This window comes from Modicisalibacter coralii, assembly GCF_004117855.1.
In the GTDB taxonomy this organism is placed as follows: domain Bacteria; phylum Pseudomonadota; class Gammaproteobacteria; order Pseudomonadales; family Halomonadaceae; genus Modicisalibacter; species Modicisalibacter coralii.
The window spans coordinates 40,497-56,898 of sequence record NZ_QWBW01000029.1; the positions used below are offsets into that span (position 1 = coordinate 40,497).

Sequence of the window (16,402 nt, forward strand, 5' to 3'; positions counted from 1 at the left end):
AACGGGCACGGCGTTCAGCGCCGCGCGTCGAATTCGGCCAGGCGCGCGGCGACGTCGAGCATGCGATTGGCGAAGCCCCATTCGTTGTCGAACCAGCTGAGCATCTTGATCAGGTGGCCACCGGCGACCCGGGTCTGGGTGGCGTCCACGATACCCGAGCGCGGATCGTGGTTGAAGTCGACCGAGGCCATGGGCTCCTCAGTGTAGCCGAGCCGACCGGCCAGGCGCGTGCGGCTGGCCTCGGCGAGCAGGGCGTTGACCTCGGCGGCCCGGGTGGCATGGCGCACCGAGATCGCCATGTCCATCGCCGAGACGTTGATCGTCGGCACCCGCACGTGCAGGCATTCGAAACGCCCGGCGAGATGCGGCATCAGCCGCTCGATGCCGCGCGCCAGCCCGGTATCCACCGGAATGATCGACTGCATCGCCGAGCGGGTCAGGCGCAGGTCGGACTTGTGATAGGCGTCGATCACCGGCTGGTCGTTCATCGCCGAGTGGATGGTGGTGGTGACGCCGTGCTCGATGCCCAGTGCCTCGTCGAGCACGGTGAGAATCGGGATCAGGCAGTTGGTGGTGCAGGAGGCGGCCGAGACGATGCGCATCGACGGGTCGAGGGCGGCCTCGTTGATGCCGCCGACCACGGTCAGGTCGACGTCGGACTCGGCGGGCTGCGAGAACAGCAGGCGCCGCGCGCCTGCGGCGAGGTGGCGTTCGGCGGTGGCGCGGTCCTTGAAGCTGCCCGAACACTCCAGCACCAGGTCGATGCCGAGTTCCGACCAGGGCAGGTCGGCGGGCTCGGGCTCGCACAGCAGGGCGATCGGCCGGCCATCGACCACCAGTCGCTCGCCGGCGGTCTCGACGCGGCCGGGAAAGCGGCCGTGGGTGGTGTCGTAACGTGTCAGGTAGGCGACCGTCGCCAGGTCCGAGAGCTCGTTGATCGCCACCACCTCGAGGTCGAGTTCGGGCCGTTCGACGAGCGCGCGCAATACGCACTGGCCGATGCGGCCGTAACCGTTGATGGCGATGCGGTGGGGCATGGGCAGGCTCGACGGCAACCGTTGGGGCGTGACGAAGGCAGAGATTCTAGCGCAAAGCGTGCAACGCCCCAACTGCCGTTCGTGGGTGGGGGCGATGCGAGGCAGGCCTGCCGGAGGCGCCTTGAACCCTTCCCTGGGCGCTACCTGCGCCATCCCTGGCGCAGGATCTCCTTCGGCCTGCCTCGACGCCGTGCCCTCGGAGGGAAAAAGGCAGGACGCTTCCAGGCGGCTCAGTCGATGTGCGGGTCGACCAGCAGCCGCCCATGAATGTCGGCGTTGATCATCGCCTCGGCGCGCTCGGCGATCAGCTCCATGCCGATCTCCTCGACGTGCATGGACTCGCGCATCGCCGCCGGCAGCTCGGCGATGCGCTGCCACACCTCGCGGCGCTTGGCGAGCGGGGTTCGGGCGCTCTCGACGCCCAGCAGCGAGACGCCGCGGAGGATGAACGGCATCACCGAGGTGGGCAGATCGCTGCCGCCGGCCAGGCCGACCGCGGCGACCCGGCCGTGCTCTTCCATCTGGGCGATCACGTTGGCCAGGGGGTTGTCGCCGACGGTGTCGATGGCGCCCGCCCAGCGGGCCTTCTCGAGCGGGCGCGGCTCGCCCTTGAACTCGACGCGGTCGAGCACCTCGGTGGCGCCGAGTTCCTTGAGCCACTGATCCTGGTCGGGCTTGCCGGTGACCGCGTACACCTCGTAGTGGTAATGGGCGAGCATCTGTACCGCCCAACTGCCCACGCCGCCGGTGGCGCCGGTGACCAGCACGCGCGCGCCGCGCTCCAGGCCGGCTTCCTCGAGGCGCAGGATGGCGAGCATGGCGGACAGCCCGGCGGTGCCGAAGAGCATCGCCTCGCGGGTGGTCAGGTCCTCGGGGCAGGGCACCAGCCAGTCGGCATCGACGCGCATGCGCTCGGCGAAACCGCCCCAGTAGCGCTCGCCGACGCCCCAGCCGGTGAGAATCACCCTGTCGCCCGGCGTGTAGCGGTCGCTCTCGCTGTCGCGCACCGTGCCGGCGAAGTCGATGCCCGGCACGAAGGGGTATTCGCGGACGATCTTGCCCTTGCCGGTGACCGCCAGGGCGTCCTTGTAGTTGAGGTCCGAATAGTCGATGTCGACGGTCACGGCGCGCTCGGGCAGGCGCTCGTCGTCGATGGTCTCGACCCGGGCGCGAGGATCTTCGTCCTTGAGCATCAGCACGCGGGGCATGGGTCCCTCCAGCAGGTAATCAGGTCGGTCGCGATCACCCCAGACTAGTCCGCCCGCCGTGGTCGGGCAATCGTGGGAGTCTTGCCTGCCCCCGGGCCTCTGCTACCATCGGCCCCTTGATTCGACCGGCCCGCCATCGTCTGCGCGGCGCGGGCGGCGTAGGCGACGAGGCAGCGGCATGAAACCGAGCGAGACCGGCTGGCGACACCTGATCCATTCGACCCGATATTCCCTCAAGGGCTTCAAGGCGGCCTTCCGCCACGAGTCGGCGTTCCGCCAGGAATTGCTGCTGTGCGTGCTGCTGGTGCCGCTGGCCTGGTGGATCGCCCGTACGCCGGTGGAATGGCTGCTGCTGGTGGGCAGCTGTGTCCTGGTACTGGTGGTGGAGCTGCTCAACAGCGCCGTCGAGACCGTGGTCGATCGCATCGGCCCCGAGCATCACGTGCTCTCGGGCCGCGCCAAGGACATCGGCTCGGCGGCGGTGATGCTGTCGCTGATCATGGCCGGGCTGACCTGGGGCGTGATGATCTGGCAGCGTCTGGCCTGACGCGCCCGGTGGGGCCGCGTTGACGGGCCGGCTGGGCAAGCGCCGCGGCGACTTCTACGCTTCCTTTACAGTGGGCCCGTAGCCGGGATGCGACATCATGACGCGTATCACCGTTCGTCGGCTTGTCTGGCCCCGGCGCCCCCGGTATCGTCTCTGATCTTTCGAATCGTCACGGACGGCGCCGCCTCCGACACCCACGACTGCAACGTCAATAACAATTGACTCGCCACAGCTTCAAGGAGCAGCACAGATGCGTTTGATCCTCTTGGGCGCCCCCGGTGCCGGCAAGGGCACGCAGGCCCAGTTCATCTGCGAACGGTACGGCATTCCGCAGATTTCCACCGGCGACATGCTGCGTGCCGCCGTCAAGGAAGGCAGTGACCTGGGCCTCAAGGTCAAGGAGATCATGACCAGTGGCGGCCTGGTGTCCGACGACATCATCATCGCCCTGGTCAAGGAGCGCATCAGCCAGCCCGACTGCGCCAACGGCTTCCTGTTCGACGGTTTCCCGCGCACCATTCCGCAGGCCGATGCCATGAAGGACGCCGGCGTCAAGCTCGACCACGTCCTCGAGATCGCCGTCGACGACGAGGAGATCGTCAAGCGTCTGGCCGGCCGCCGCGTGCATCCCGACTCCGGTCGCGTCTATCACGTCGAATACAACCCGCCCCGGGAAGAGGGCAAGGACGACGTCACCGGCGAGGCGCTGATCCAGCGTGACGACGATCGCGAGACCACCGTGCGCAACCGGCTGTCGGTCTACCACGAGCAGACCGAGCCGCTGGTCGACTACTACCGCCAGTGGGCCGAGCAGGATCCCGTCAATGCTCCCGCCTACCATCGCGTCGAGGGGATCGGCACGGTCGACGATATCCGCAACCAGGTGGTCAAGGCCCTGGAAGGCTGAACCCAGGTCCGCGAGCCCGACCCGCAGCCCGGCGCCTGTCGCCGGGCTGTTGCGTTGGGTGGCGGCGTCGGGCGCGGCTTTTGCCGGGGCCGCCCCGATCGTATAATGCCCGCGCCATTCACGACGCTGCGAATCCCATGTCGACACTGCTGGCCCTGGATGCCTCCTCGACCGCCTGTTCCTGTGCCCTGTGGCGCGACGGCGAGGTGCTGTCGCGCTTCGCCCTGGCCCCGCGCGAACACACCCGCCGCCTGATGCCGATGATCGACGAGGTGCTCGCCGAGGCCGGGCTCGCCATCGCCGATCTCGACGCGCTGGCCTATGGCCGCGGGCCCGGCTCGTTCACCGGCCTGCGCATCGCCGCCGGGGTCGCCCAGGGGCTGGCCTTCGGTCTCGACCGCCCGCTGATCGGCGTGTCGACCCTCGAGGCGCTGGCGCTGGCCGCCCACCGCGAGCTACATGTGCGTTACGTGATCGCCGCGCTCGATGCGCGGATGAACGAGATCTACGTCGCCGCCTACCATTGCCGGGACGGCGCGGTGACGCCGCTGCTCGACGAGGCGGTGCTGCCACCCGAACGCCTGGCCTTGCCCGAGACGCTTCGCGACGCCGACTGGTGCGGCGTGGGTTCCGGCTGGACGCTGTGGGAGGCGATGCCGGTGTGGGTCAAGGATGCGCTCAGCCAGCGTCTGCCCGACGCCCAGCCGAGTGCCGAGGCGATGGTGCGCCTCGCCGCCGATGCCCTGGCGCGCGGGGAGGGGCAGGCCCCCCACGAGGCCGTGCCGGTCTATCTGCGCAATCAGGTCGCCTGGAAGAAGCCCGCGTCGTCCTGAACGCCAGCCCGGGCGCGTCCTGCGACGCACTCCGTTCCCGTCATGGCGGCCGCTCCGGCCGCTTGGGAAGCGCTGAATAAATCGGCGAGCGGTGTCAAGCACGAGGCGTACGGCGCACAGGAACCGGAGCCTATGGGGTATAGGTGAGGATTCCGCGCACCGCACAACGACGTGATTGGCCCGCGCAGCCATTTATGTAGTGTTTCCCTTGTACAAGGAAGACTCCGATGGATTGGTTTCAACTGGTCTCGCTGTCGCTGATTCAGGGGCTCACCGAATTTCTGCCGATCTCCTCCTCGGCGCATCTGATCCTGCCCTCGCAGGTGCTCGGCTGGCCCGACCAGGGGCTGGCCTTCGACGTCTCCGTGCACGTCGGCACGCTGCTGGCGGTGTTGCTGGCCTTTCGCCACGAGGTGGTGGCGATTCTGGGTGGCTGGTTCGGCCAGTTCGCCGGGGCGGGCTCGCTGGTCTCGCGCCAGACCCCGGAGAGCCGGCTGGGCTGGATGGTGATCCTGGCCACCCTCCCCGCGGTGATCGCCGGCGGCCTGTTCAGTGATCTGATCGAGACCACGCTGCGCTCGTCGCTGGTGATCGCCCTGGCGACGCTGCTGTTCGGCCTGCTGCTGTGGTGGGCGGACGCCCGCGGCAGCCGTAGCCGCGACCTGGCGAGTCTGACCTTCCGTGCGGCGCTGATCGTCGGGCTGTTCCAGGTGCTGGCGCTGATTCCCGGCACGTCGCGCTCGGGGATCACCATCACCGCGGCGCTGCTGCTGGGCTTCGACCGTCAGAGTTCGGCGCGTTTCTCGTTTCTGCTGTCGATTCCGCTGATCGTCGCCGCGGGGGCGCTCAAGGGCCTCGAGCTGGCCGAGACCGGCAGTGACGCCGCGATCCACGACGTGCTGATCGGCGCCGGGCTGTCGTTCGTCGCCGCCCTGGTGTGCATCAAGCTGTTCCTGGCGGCGCTGGATCGCATCGGCATGTGGCCGTTCGTCGTCTACCGTCTGGTGCTGGGCGTCGTGCTGCTCGGGCTATGGGCGGCGTGACGATGCCGGTGGCGGTGGGCGAGGGGCTGCGCGAGCTCGCCGAGCGGCTGGGCTTGCGCTGGTCGGCGACGCCCCCCGCCACGGGGCTGGCGCTGGTCGAAACGCCCGACGGTCTGGCGATCGCTGGCGATCCGCAACGTTACGGCAAGCCGTTGCTGGCGGACTTCGTCGCCGGCAAGGCGGGCCACCGGCGGCGCTTCGGCGGCGGGCGCGGCCAGTTGGTGGCCCGGGCCTGCGGGCTGGTCAAGGGGGTCACGCCGCATGTCGTCGACGCCACCGCCGGGCTGGGGCGCGATGCCTTCGTGCTCGCCACGCTGGGCGCCGAGGTGCTGATGCTCGAGCGGGTGACGGCGATCGCCGCGCTGCTCGAGGACGCCCTGCTTCGCTCCGGTCGTGACGCCGAGGTGGCGCCGATCGCCGCGCGCCTGCGGCTGCGTCGCGCGGATGCCGCCGAGGCCCTGGCGGCGACGGTCGCGGCGGCCGACTTTCCCGCCCAGGTGATCCATCTCGACCCGATGTTCCCGCATCGTGACAAGTCGGCGCTGGTCAAGAAGGAGATGCGCGTGTTCCGCGAGCTGGCCGGCGACGACGACGATGCCCCGAGGCTGCTCGAGGCGGCGCTCGACGTCGCCACCCACCGCGTGGCGGTCAAGCGCCCGCGCAAGGCCCCGCCGATCGACGGACCGCGTCCGGCCCACAGCCTCGAGGCCAAGACCAGTCGCTACGATCTGTACGTGCATCGCTCCCTGCGCGGTTAGTCCGTTGCCTGTTGTGCCGCGGCGCGGCTCGGTGCCTCGTCATCGCCCGCCGCCGGCCCGGCGGGGCGGGCGATCTGCAGCAGGCGGTGGCGCAGTTCCGGGTCGAACAGGCTGCGGCTGCGCTTGAGGGCCTCGCCGAGCAGGTCGTCGAAGGCCAGCCGGCCGTCGCTTTCCCAGACCCAGCCTTCGGCTTCCAGGCTGTCGAGCAGCGAGCTGAACAGGCGCCGGTCGAAGAATTCCGGGGCGTTGAGCCCCGAGAGCAGGGTCAGGCGTTCGGCGAGCTGGCGGCTGCGCTCCTCGAGGGCGTCGCGGGTCAGGCTCGCGCTGGGCTGGCGCAAGAGCGCGGCCAGCAGCAGGTAGCCGCGCTCCAGGGTGGGCTGGACCAGACGGCCCAGCAATTGCAGTTGCTGGTTGGCGAGGCTGTGCCCCGGCGGGCGCTGCCAGCCCTGCGCGGTGCGCTCGAGCAGACCGTGATCGACCAGGGTCGCCAGCGTGGCCTGCAGGGCCTGGCGAAAGTCCGCGCCCGGCAGGCGAACGTACTGCTCCTGGGCGATCAGCGGCCAGGCCGGGGCGAGGCGCTGATCCAGGGTATCCAGGTCATTCTGGGCGTTGTTGCGAAAGGCGAAGGCGACCAGCGCGGGCAGCGCGAACAGGTGCTGGACGTTGTTGCGATACCAGGTGAGCAGGGTGGCGCGTTCGCCGTCGGTGAGCACCAGCTCGCCCAGCCCCTGCGACCGGCGCTCGACGAAGCCCAGCCATTGCGCTTCGGCCAGCCACTCCCGCGGCGTGCCCTCGGGCAGGCTCACCCGGCTGCCGCCCGGCTGGCTGCGCTGCAACGCCACCAGCAACGTCATCTGGTGCTCGAGCAGGTCGGCCTCGATGGCCCGGTGCGGCGTCGCCAGCAGCACCAGGGCGGTGAGGTTGACCGGGTTCAGCGCCGCGGCGGCGTTGATCCGCTGGCCCAGCTCGCGACCCAGCAACGGCACCGTACGGCTCAGCCAGGCGGGGCGTGTCTCGTGGCGGCTGTCGCGCCAGTGCGGCGCGGCGGCGTCGAGGAAGTCGTCGAGCTCGAGGGGCTCGCCGACGTTGACCTGGACCCGGCCGAAGGGCTGGCGCAACTGGCCGAGCACCCGGAACAGGTCCAGCGGCGACTCCTTCTTCTTGCGCCCGCCGCGCAGCTCGCGCAGGTAGCTGGCGCTTTCCAGCACCTTCTCGTAGCCGATGTAGACCGGCACGAAGGCCACGCCGCGCTGGGTGCCGCGCAGGTAGGAGCGCAGGGTCATCGCCAGCATGCCGGGACGCGGCGCCAGCAGGCGGCCGCTGCGCGAGCGCCCGCCCTCGATGAAGTACTCCACCGGATGGCCGCGCGCCAGCAGACGGTGCAGGTATTCGTTGAAGACCGCCCCGTAGAGCCGGTTGTCCTTGAAGCTGCGACGCAGGAAGAAGGCCCCGCCGCGGCGCAGCAGCGCGCCGACCACCGGCATGTCGAGATTGCGTCCGGCGGCGATGTGCGGTGGCATCAGCCCCTCGCGGTAGAGCACGTAGGAGAGCAGCAGGTAGTCGATATGGCTGCGATGGCAGGGCACATAGACCAGGGTGTGGTCGCCGGCCAGGCGCTTGACCTGTTCCAGCCCGTTGATCCGCACCCCGGCATAGAGCCGGTTCCACAGCCGGTGCAGCAACTGATCGAGGAAGCGCAGCACCGGATAGCTGGTATTGGAGGCGATCTCGCGGGCGTAGCGACGTGCGCGGCGCTCGACCCGCGCATGCGACAGCCCCTGGGCGGTGGCCGTCTCGTCGATCACCCGCTGGATCTCGCGATCGGCGATCAGCCCCGCGATCAGCGTGCGTCGATGCGACAGATCGGGCCCCAGCACCCGCGTGCGCACGCGCCGGAAGTGCACACGCAGGACCCGCGAGACCTTGCGCCGGGTCAGCGCGGCGGGGCGTTCGTCGAGCAGCTCGCGCAGCGATAGCGGCTCGCCCCAGTAGAGTTCGACGTTGCGTGCGTTGACCAGCATCGACAGTGCCCGGCGCAAGCGACCGGTAAGCTGCCAGCTGTCGGCGGCGAGCAGCTTCCAGAAGCCGAAGGTCTTGCCCGGGGCGCGGCCCCAGAACACGCTGACCGGCACCAACTGGATGTCGGCGTCGGGATGCTCGGCCAGGGCGTCGATCAGTTCGCCGAACGGGGCGTCCGGTGAACGGCGACGCCACAGCCGTCGCTTGTGACTGGGTAGCGCCAGGCAGCCGCGTCGGGTCACGTTGCCCACCCGCCAGCGTGCCTCGGGGGCGGGCAGGCCGTGGCGGCGGCAGACGATTTCCAGCAGCAGGCGGTCGGACAGCGCCGGGTGCGGCAGCACGTAGAGAGTGGGGCGTGTGGGGTCGAGCCCCAGTCGCTCGGGGGCGGGCTCGATCAGGCGCAACTCGACCCAGGCGGTCAGGAGACGGCGCAGCACGACGCGTAGCGGGTGGAGCAGCGAGTTGAGTAATGCCATCCGGGTGCCGATCCGATAAGTGTTGGGGCAGTATAGTGATTTTGCGTCGTCGCGGCGTGGTGCTGTCGGGCGCTGTGAGCATGACGACCGTTGATACGGGGAGAGACGATGCGTGGAGTCTGGCGGGATGGCAACCGCTTTGCGTTATTGCCGGAGAGCCGTTGCTTTCTGCCGGCGATGACCGAGGCCATCGCCGGGGCGCGGCAGTCGATCGTGCTCGAACTCTATCTGATGGAGTCGGGGACGCTGGCCTCGCAGTTGATCGATGCGCTGGGCGCCGCGGCGGCACGCGGCGTCCAGGTGCTGGTGCTGCTCGACGGTTACGGCTCGATGAAGCTCGCCGCGGCGGATCGCCGGCGACTGGTCGATGCCGGGGTGGCGCTGCGTGTGTTCAACCCGCTGGTCTGGTATCGGCTGGGCAAGAACTTCACCCGTGACCATCGCAAGCTGCTGATCATCGATGGCCGGGTGGCGTTCACCGGGGGCTTCGGCGCCAGCGACGAGTTCCTCGATACCTGGTTCGACGTCGCGGTGCGCATCGAGGGGCCGGTGGTCGCCGACTGGGTACGCCTGTTCTCGCGCCTCTGGGATTCGCCGCTGACCCGCGGCGAGGGCGACCCGCGGCTGGTCCAGCGCCTGGGGCTGGATGTCGCCGCGCTCGACGATTACCAGGGCATGCGCGGGCGGGTGGTCTGGGGGCAGGGCTATCGCTATCAGGCGATTCGCCTGTCACTGCACCAGCAGCTCCGCCAGGCCCAGCGGCGGATCTGGTTCTGCACGCCCTACTTCGTGCCCACCCTGAGCCTGCGCCGGCGACTGGCCCGTGCCGCCCGGCGCGGGATCGACGTGCGTCTGCTGCTGCCCGGCGAGGCCCACGATCATCCCGGCATCCGCTATGCCGGTCAGCGCTTCTACGGGCGCTTGCTGCGCGCGGGGGTGCGCATCTTCGAGTTCCAGCCGCGCTTCATCCATGCCAAGTTCTCGCTGGCCGACGATTGGGCGACGGTCGGCTCGTGCAACTTCGACCACTGGAGCCTGCAATGGAACCTGGAGGCCAATCAGGAAGTGCACGACGCGCGTTTCGCCAAGGAGATCGCGGCGCTGTTCGAGCGCAACTTCGCCCAGAGCGTGGAGATCCTGCCCGAGGACTGGGCACGCCGCTCGCGCTGGCAACGGCTGCGCGAGTGGCTGTACGGCACGCTGGACGCCTGGGTCACTCGACTGCGTTGAACCGGGCTTCGCCCGGGAGCGGGAAGCACGCCCGCTTCGCGGGCCGAAGCATGAAGCTGGAAGCGTCTCCTGGACCCCGCTGTGCCGGGCTCATGCTGTCTTCCAGCTTCCAGCTTCCAGCTTCCAGCTTCCAGCTTCCAGCTTCCAGCTTCCAGCTTCCAGCTTTCAGCTTACGGCTTACTGTTGCGCTTGCCGCGCCCGGCCGGCGACTTGCCGCGCGGCTTGGGCTTGGGCGTCTCCGGCGGCACGCGGTAGTGCAGGTAGAGATCGAGGACCAGTTCCGGCAGTTGCGTCACCAGGCGTTCGGCGTCCGCCGGGCGGCGAATGAACTCGGCCATGTCGGGCTCGTCGTCGAACAGCCCCGACAACGCCATGAACGGCAGCAGCAGGGTCGCGGCGGCTTCCTCGTCCTGTTCGAACCAGGCGCTCTCGTCGAGGAACACGCCTTCCATGAAGCCGGCGCACCAGTCGCCGATCGGCGTCTCCTCGGGGGCCAGGCCGTCGAGGGTCAGTTCGAAGGGCAACTCCGGCAACTGGCCCTGCTCGAGCGCGGCGATGGCATTGCCGCGCAACCGCTCGAGCAGGCCGAGCACGGCGTCGCGCTCGGCATCGTCGGCGAAGGCCGGTTCGCCGTGGAAGAGCTCGCCGACCCAGACGCTCGCCGGAACCTCGCGCGGGGCCACCGCCAGGGCAACGAGAAAGCCGTGGGCGCCGATCAGGTCGAGGGCGTCCTCGCCGGCGCGACCGGAGTCGAGAAAGTCGTCGAGGCGGTCGAGTTCCTCGTCATCGAGCAGGGGCTGGGGCGGGAGCGCTTCGGGCATCGGCGTCGTATCCTCTGGCAAGACGGACGCGCTGGACGCGCGCCGGGTTCGTCGGCATTCTAGCATTCCCATGCAAGCGCCGACTCTCCCCACCCCGGATACCGACTGGCTCGCCGCGCTCTCCCGCGAGGCGTTGCACGACGCCGCCCGTGCGCGCTGCGCGGCGGCCTGGCGCCTGGCCTGCGAGGTCTTCCCCGAACTGCCGCAGCCGGCGGTGTGGCTCGATCTGCGCGGCAAGTGCGCCGGCCAGGCCCACTTCGGCCGCGGCGGGCTGCGTCTCAACCCGGTGCTGCTGGCCGAGAATCGCCTGGCCTTCTTCGTCGAGGTGATCCCCCACGAGATGGCTCACTGGCTGGTCCATCATCTCGAGGGCGGCGAGCGGGTGCGCCCCCACGGGCACGAGTGGCGCAGCGTGATGCGTCGTCTCTACGGGCTCGAGCCGAGCGCCACCCACCGTTTCGATACCCGCCGGGCCAGCCCGGCCCCGCATCGCTATCGCTGCGCGTGTCGCGATCATCATTTCAGTCAGCGACGGCACGCCCGGGCGGTCGGCGGTCAGCGGTATTATTGTCGACACTGTCGACAACAGCTGCGGCATACGGATTCGGCGACCTCTTGATGTAATCGTAAGTCAATGAAATATCTGTAAAAAATCTTCCTACCAAGGTCTAATTGGGACCTTGCCCCGCTGTGGGTATATGCTGGTTGGAGATTCAGCGTGAATTTCGGGTCGGTATCGACCGTTCGACGGAGCGCCGGGACCGAACTTCGACAATCGATCTTTCCAGGACGGGGGCGATATGACCGAACAGCAGAAGGTCCATCCGGTCAGCGAGACGATGGCGGCCAATGCATGGGCCGACAAGGACACCTATCTGTCGATGTACCAGCAGTCCGTCGACGACCCGGAAGGCTTCTGGGCCGAGCAGGCCAAGCGCCTCGACTGGAGCCGGGCGCCGACCAGGATCAAGCACACCTCCTTCGACCCCCACAACGTGGATATCCGCTGGTTCGAGGACGGCGAACTCAACGCCTGTCACAACTGCGTGGATCGGCATCTCGAGAGCCGCGGCGACCAGCCGGCGATCATCTGGGAGGGGGACGAGCCCGGCGACAGCAAGACCTACACCTTCCGCGACCTGCATGCCCGCACCAGCCAGCTCGCCAATGCCTTCAAGGCGCTCGGCGTCGGCAAGGGCGACACCGTCACCCTCTACATGCCGATGATTCCCGAGGCGGCGATGGCGATGCTCGCCTGCGCCCGCATCGGCGCCATCCACTCGGTGGTGTTCGGCGGCTTCTCGCCGGACGCGCTGGCCCAGCGCGTGGTCGATGCCCAGTCGAAGCTGGTGATCACCGCCGATGAATCGGTGCGCGGCGGCAAGCGCGTCCCGCTCAAGGACAACGTCGACGCCGCCCTGACCCGCGACGGCACCGATGTCGTCGACAACGTGCTGGTGGTCCAGCGCACCGGCGGCGACATCGAGTGGCACGACGGTCGCGACGTCTGGTTCCACGAGGTCGTCGACAAGCAGTCCAGTGACTGCCCGGTCGAGCCCATGAACGCCGAGGATGCACTGTTCATCCTCTACACCTCGGGGTCCACCGGCAAGCCCAAGGGGCTCAAGCACACCACCGGCGGTTACCTGCTGCATGCCTCGCTGACCCATCAGTACGTCTTCGACTACCACGACGGCGAGGTCTACTGGTGCGCCGCCGATGTCGGCTGGATCACCGGCCACAGCTACATCGTCTATGGCCCGCTGGCCAACGGCGCGACCACGCTGATGTTCGAGGGCGTGCCCAGCTATCCCACCTCCGGGCGCATGGGCGAGGTGATCGACAAGCACGGGGTGTCGATCCTGTATACCTCGCCCACCGCGATCCGCGCGCTGATGGCTCACGGCGAGAACGTCATGGACTCCAGCAAGCGGGACAGCCTGCGCGTGCTGGGCTCGGTGGGCGAGCCGATCAACCCCGAGGCCTGGGAGTGGTTCTATCGGGTGATCGGCAACTCGAAGTGCCCGATCGTCGATACCTGGTGGCAGACCGAGACGGGCGGCATCATGATCGCGCCGCTCCCCGGCGCCATCGACCTCAAGCCGGGGTCGGCGACGCGGCCGTTCTTCGGCGTGCAGCCGGCGCTGGTCGACAGCGAGGGCAACATTCTCGAGGGCGCCACCAACGGCAACCTGGTGATCCTGGATTCCTGGCCGGGCCAGGCGCGTACCATCTGGAAGAACCACGAGCGCTTCGTCGACACCTACTTCTCCGCCTACAAGGGGATGTACTTCACCGGCGACGGCTGCCGCCGCGACGAGGACGGCTACTACTGGATCACCGGACGCGTCGACGACGTGATCAACGTCTCCGGCCATCGCATGGGTACCGCCGAGATCGAGTCGTCGCTGGTCGCCCACCAGGCGGTGGCCGAGGCCGCGGTGGTCGGCTATCCCCACGACATCAAGGGTCAGGGGATCTACATCTACGTCACCCTGGGCGACGAGTACGAGCCCAGCGACGAACTCAAGAAGGAGCTCACCCAGTGGGTGCGCAAGGACATCGGGCCGATCGCCTCGCCGGACGTGATCCAGTGGGCGCCGAGCCTGCCCAAGACCCGGTCGGGCAAGATCATGCGCCGCATCCTGCGCAAGATCGCCGCCAACGAGACCGACGGGCTGGGCGATACCAGCACCCTGGCCGACCCGAGCGTGGTCGAGGATCTGATCGCCAACCGCGCCAATCGCTGACGTCTGTCTCGCCGGTGCCGCCGCAGCGCCGGTCACGCCCCATGGTCGAGGCGTGACCCGGCGGAAAGCACGCCACTTCAGACGGTGGCATTCGGCCTTTCATGCCGGCCTTTCGGGGCCGGTTTTTTCATGGGTCCGCCGAGTATCGACGGGGCGCTTGACGGCGCTTGGGAATCGGGCGGGGCATGGGGTAACATGCCAGACACGAGAGGCGACAAGCCTGGCGTCGTCGGGGGTTCCCCGAGGCGCGGCGGCTCGCTGCAGGAGGATCCGGAGGAGACTCAATGGCTTTTGCCCAGAAATTCATCGTCGCCGATGATCACCCGCTGTTTCGAGCAGCCTTGACCCAGGCGCTGCGTCAGGTCGCACCGCAGGCCGAAATCGTCGAGTCCGACACCATGGATGCCACGACCGAGGTGGTAACCCGCCATCCCGATGCCGATCTGATCCTGCTCGATCTGCACATGCCCGGGGCGCACGGTTTCTCGGGACTGATCCAGTTGCGCGGTCAGACGCCGGAGATCCCGGTGGCGGTGATCTCCGGCAGCGACGAACCGCACGTGGTACGCCGCGCCATCGACTACGGGGCGTCGGGGTTCATTCCCAAGTCGGCGTCGCTGACGGTGATCGCCGAGGCGGTCGGCGAGATTCTCGACGGCGAGATCTGGCTACCCGAGGAGATCGCCGAAGCGATCGGCGAGTCCGACGAGGAGGATGCCCGGTTCGCCGAGGCGATCGCGTCGCTGACGCCCCAGCAGTTCCGGGTGCTCAACATGCTCACCGAGGGGCTGCTCAACAAGCAGATCGCCTTCGAGCTCAATGTCAGCGAGGCGACCATCAAGGCGCACGTCACGGCGATCCTGCGCAAGCTCGGGGTGCATTCGCGGACCCAGGCGGTGATCGCTGCCCAGAAGCTCGAGGTGGAGCCGCCCAAGGTGGAGTCCTGAGCCCGACGCGAGTCGACTCGTCCGGCATCGACGAAAAAGCCGCCCCGCACGCTGTGCGGGGCGGCTTTTTTTCGGGTGTCGCGTCAGTGACGTTGTGTGTGCTTCAAGAGTGCTCGAGGAAGCGGCGCATCGCGGCGACGGTCTCGTCGCTGCAGTGGTGTTCGATGCCTTCCGAGTCGGCACGGGCGATGTCCTCGGGGACGCCCAGCTTGCGCAGCGTGTCGAGGACCACGACGTGGCGGTTGGCGACGCGTTCGGCCAGCGATTCGCCGAGCTCGGTGAGGAAGATGCCCCGGTAGGGACGGGCGATGACCAGGCCGTCGCGCTTGAGTCGCGCGACCATCTTGGAGACCGCCGCGGTGCTCACGCCGAAGCATTCGGCCAGGTCGCTGGCACGTGCCTCGCCGTGTCGATTGTGGAGATGAGCGATCTCCTCGACATAGTCCTCGACCAGTTCGGTCTGGTGATCCTGCCGGACGCGCTTGAAGAATTCGTGTTTGGGCAGAGAGTTCATTCGAGGCCTGTCAGTTACCCGTGAGGGTGAAAAATAACACGTAGCCGTTCAGGGCAATGATCAGGGCACAGATGAGGCCGCCGATCCCGGTGACGATTCTGGTGTTGACCAGATTGCCCATGATCCGGCGATTGGCCGTAAAGAATAGCAGAGGCACCAGGGCAAAGGGGATACCGAAGCTCAGGATCACCTGGCTGGCGACCAGTGCTTTCTGCTCGGAGATGCCCAGCATGATCACCGCCAGCGCCGGTGCCATGGTGATCAGGCGGCGCAGCCAGACGGGGATGGTGAAGCGCACGAAGCCCTGCATGATCACCTGACCCGAGAGCGTGCCGACGATCGACGACGACAACCCGGCGAGCAGCAGGGCCACGCCGAAGATGATGCTGGCGGTCTCCTGACCCATCATCGGCGCCAGCAGTTGATAGCTGTCGCTGATGGTGGCGACGTCGTCGCGCCCCTGGGCGTGGAAGACCGCGGCGGCCATCGCCAGCATGCTCAGGTTGACCAGCCCGGCGATCGCCATGCCGACGATCACGTCGATGCGGTAATAGCGCATCAGGCGCTTGCGTTCGCGGTCGTCGGTGGGACGGATGCGGTTCTGCGACAGCGCCGAGTGCAGGTAGATGACGTGCGGCATCACCGTGGCGCCGAGGATGCCGGCCGCCAGGTACAGCGCGTAGCCATCGGGGAAGCCGGGTATCAGCAGCCCCGCGAGCAGCGGTTGCGGGTCCGGACGGCTGAGCAGCATCTCGAGCAGGAACCCCGTGGCGACCGCCAGGATCATCGCGCCGATGACGATCTCCATCAGCCGGAAGCCCTGACGGTGCATCAACAGCGCCAGATAGGTGATCAGTCCGGTGAGCAGGGCGCCTTCCATCAGGCTCAGGCCGAACAGCAGGTTGAAGGCCAGCGCCGCACCGAGGAACTCGGCGAGGTCGGTGGCGATGGCGACGATCTCGGCCTGGACCCAGTAGAACCAGACGACCGGGCGCGGGTAGCGCTCGCGGATCACTTCCGGCAGGTTCTTGCCGGTCGCCAGGCCCAGGCGTGCCGACAGGGACTGGATCAGCATCGCCATCAGGTTGGCACCGAGTACCACCCAGAGCAGGGCATAGCCGTAGCGCGAGCCGGCTTCGATGTTGGTGGCGAAGTTGCCGGGATCGATATAGGCCACGGCGGCGATCAGTGCCGGCCCGAGGAACGGGGCCCAGCCCCAGCGGCTGCGTTGACCGCGCAGCGTGGCGGTGGCCTTGTCGCGAATCGTCTGGTCGGAGAATGCGGAGAACATCGTGGGCGACCTGTTAACCAT

General features: G+C 68.3%; 15 protein-coding genes. 9 read left to right on the forward strand and 6 right to left on the reverse strand.

The genetic code is table 11. The features are described from left to right. Positions 1–14: 14 nt before the first annotated feature. Positions 15–1,037, reverse strand: coding sequence for a type I glyceraldehyde-3-phosphate dehydrogenase (locus D0901_RS15575; RefSeq protein WP_129141230.1), 1,023 nt, complete (start codon positions 1,035–1,037; stop codon positions 15–17). Between the two features lie 230 nt (positions 1,038–1,267). Next, the gene (locus D0901_RS15580) at positions 1,268–2,245 is read right to left on the reverse strand and encodes an MDR family oxidoreductase (RefSeq protein ID WP_129141231.1); all 978 of its coding nucleotides are present in this window, start codon (positions 2,243–2,245) and stop codon (positions 1,268–1,270) included. A gap of 178 nt (positions 2,246–2,423) precedes the next feature. Here D0901_RS15580 and D0901_RS15585 point away from each other — a divergent pair, with 178 nt between their 5' ends. The 5 genes from D0901_RS15585 (at position 2,424) to D0901_RS15605 (ending at position 6,333) form a co-directional block, all read left to right on the forward strand. Then, complete coding sequence (locus tag D0901_RS15585) at positions 2,424–2,792, forward strand: diacylglycerol kinase (protein WP_129141232.1); 369 nt, start codon at positions 2,424–2,426, stop codon at positions 2,790–2,792. Positions 2,793–3,042: 250 nt separating this feature from the next. Continuing rightward, a complete protein-coding gene (adk, locus tag D0901_RS15590) occupies positions 3,043–3,699 on the forward strand; it encodes an adenylate kinase (protein ID WP_129141233.1) in 657 nt (218 codons plus the stop codon). A 137-nt stretch (positions 3,700–3,836) separates the two neighbouring features. Further along, positions 3,837–4,532: a tRNA (adenosine(37)-N6)-threonylcarbamoyltransferase complex dimerization subunit type 1 TsaB gene (gene tsaB, locus D0901_RS15595; RefSeq protein WP_129141234.1), complete on the forward strand. Its 696-nt coding sequence runs from the start codon at positions 3,837–3,839 to the stop codon at positions 4,530–4,532. A gap of 227 nt (positions 4,533–4,759) precedes the next feature. Next, entirely contained in the window at positions 4,760–5,575 is an 816-nt protein-coding gene (locus tag D0901_RS15600; RefSeq protein WP_129141235.1) for an undecaprenyl-diphosphate phosphatase, read from the forward strand. Positions 5,576–5,577: 2 nt separating this feature from the next. Next, positions 5,578–6,333: a class I SAM-dependent methyltransferase gene (locus D0901_RS15605; RefSeq protein WP_233440446.1), complete on the forward strand. Its 756-nt coding sequence runs from the start codon at positions 5,578–5,580 to the stop codon at positions 6,331–6,333. On the opposite strand, the gene plsB is transcribed toward D0901_RS15605, so the two are convergent. Beyond that, positions 6,330–8,828: a glycerol-3-phosphate 1-O-acyltransferase PlsB gene (plsB, locus tag D0901_RS15610; protein WP_129141237.1), complete on the reverse strand. Its 2,499-nt coding sequence runs from the start codon at positions 8,826–8,828 to the stop codon at positions 6,330–6,332. The two genes, D0901_RS15605 and plsB, sit on opposite strands and share 4 nt — an antisense overlap. Before the next feature lie 108 nt (positions 8,829–8,936). Between plsB and D0901_RS15615 the strand changes: the two genes are divergently transcribed. Then, positions 8,937–10,058 carry a phospholipase D-like domain-containing protein gene (locus D0901_RS15615; RefSeq protein WP_129141238.1) on the forward strand — a complete coding sequence of 374 codons (1,122 nt, stop codon included), beginning with the start codon at positions 8,937–8,939 and terminating at the stop codon, positions 10,056–10,058. A gap of 170 nt (positions 10,059–10,228) precedes the next feature. Here D0901_RS15615 and D0901_RS15620 read toward each other — a convergent pair whose 3' ends face one another. Then, positions 10,229–10,879, reverse strand: a complete 651-nt coding sequence (locus D0901_RS15620) for a YecA/YgfB family protein (protein WP_129141239.1) — start codon at positions 10,877–10,879, stop codon at positions 10,229–10,231. Between the two features lie 70 nt (positions 10,880–10,949). On the opposite strand from D0901_RS15620, the gene D0901_RS15625 reads away from it, so the two are divergent. From D0901_RS15625 to D0901_RS15635, 3 genes are all read left to right on the forward strand, one after another. Beyond that, on the forward strand, positions 10,950–11,498 hold the full coding sequence (locus D0901_RS15625; RefSeq protein ID WP_129141240.1) for a SprT family zinc-dependent metalloprotease: 549 nt from the start codon (positions 10,950–10,952) through the stop codon (positions 11,496–11,498). A 181-nt stretch (positions 11,499–11,679) separates the two neighbouring features. Continuing rightward, positions 11,680–13,629: an acetate--CoA ligase gene (acs, locus tag D0901_RS15630; protein ID WP_129141241.1), complete on the forward strand. Its 1,950-nt coding sequence runs from the start codon at positions 11,680–11,682 to the stop codon at positions 13,627–13,629. A gap of 284 nt (positions 13,630–13,913) precedes the next feature. After that, entirely contained in the window at positions 13,914–14,576 is a 663-nt protein-coding gene (locus D0901_RS15635) for a LuxR C-terminal-related transcriptional regulator (protein WP_129141242.1), read from the forward strand. A gap of 103 nt (positions 14,577–14,679) precedes the next feature. Here D0901_RS15635 and mntR read toward each other — a convergent pair whose 3' ends face one another. Together mntR and D0901_RS15645 are read right to left on the reverse strand one after the other, a co-directional pair. Next, entirely contained in the window at positions 14,680–15,090 is a 411-nt protein-coding gene (mntR, locus tag D0901_RS15640) for a manganese-binding transcriptional regulator MntR (protein ID WP_129141243.1), read from the reverse strand. Positions 15,091–15,100: 10 nt separating this feature from the next. Beyond that, positions 15,101–16,381 carry an Nramp family divalent metal transporter gene (locus D0901_RS15645; protein ID WP_129141244.1) on the reverse strand — a complete coding sequence of 427 codons (1,281 nt, stop codon included), beginning with the start codon at positions 16,379–16,381 and terminating at the stop codon, positions 15,101–15,103. Positions 16,382–16,402 lie beyond the last annotated feature (21 nt).

Coding starts and splice junctions, on each gene's coding strand:
- D0901_RS15585 (WP_129141232.1), top strand. CDS start 2,424: ATGAAACCGAGCGAGACCGGCTGGCGACACCTGATCCATTCGACCCGA.
- D0901_RS15645 (WP_129141244.1), bottom strand. CDS start 16,381: ATGTTCTCCGCATTCTCCGACCAGACGATTCGCGACAAGGCCACCGCC.
- D0901_RS15620 (WP_129141239.1), bottom strand. CDS start 10,879: ATGCCCGAAGCGCTCCCGCCCCAGCCCCTGCTCGATGACGAGGAACTC.
- tsaB (WP_129141234.1), top strand. CDS start 3,837: ATGTCGACACTGCTGGCCCTGGATGCCTCCTCGACCGCCTGTTCCTGT.
- plsB (WP_129141237.1), bottom strand. CDS start 8,828: ATGGCATTACTCAACTCGCTGCTCCACCCGCTACGCGTCGTGCTGCGC.
- mntR (WP_129141243.1), bottom strand. CDS start 15,090: ATGAACTCTCTGCCCAAACACGAATTCTTCAAGCGCGTCCGGCAGGAT.
- D0901_RS15625 (WP_129141240.1), top strand. CDS start 10,950: ATGCAAGCGCCGACTCTCCCCACCCCGGATACCGACTGGCTCGCCGCG.
- D0901_RS15605 (WP_233440446.1), top strand. CDS start 5,578: ATGCCGGTGGCGGTGGGCGAGGGGCTGCGCGAGCTCGCCGAGCGGCTG.
- D0901_RS15635 (WP_129141242.1), top strand. CDS start 13,914: ATGGCTTTTGCCCAGAAATTCATCGTCGCCGATGATCACCCGCTGTTT.
- D0901_RS15615 (WP_129141238.1), top strand. CDS start 8,937: ATGCGTGGAGTCTGGCGGGATGGCAACCGCTTTGCGTTATTGCCGGAG.
- acs (WP_129141241.1), top strand. CDS start 11,680: ATGACCGAACAGCAGAAGGTCCATCCGGTCAGCGAGACGATGGCGGCC.
- D0901_RS15575 (WP_129141230.1), bottom strand. CDS start 1,037: ATGCCCCACCGCATCGCCATCAACGGTTACGGCCGCATCGGCCAGTGC.
- D0901_RS15580 (WP_129141231.1), bottom strand. CDS start 2,245: ATGCCCCGCGTGCTGATGCTCAAGGACGAAGATCCTCGCGCCCGGGTC.
- adk (WP_129141233.1), top strand. CDS start 3,043: ATGCGTTTGATCCTCTTGGGCGCCCCCGGTGCCGGCAAGGGCACGCAG.
- D0901_RS15600 (WP_129141235.1), top strand. CDS start 4,760: ATGGATTGGTTTCAACTGGTCTCGCTGTCGCTGATTCAGGGGCTCACC.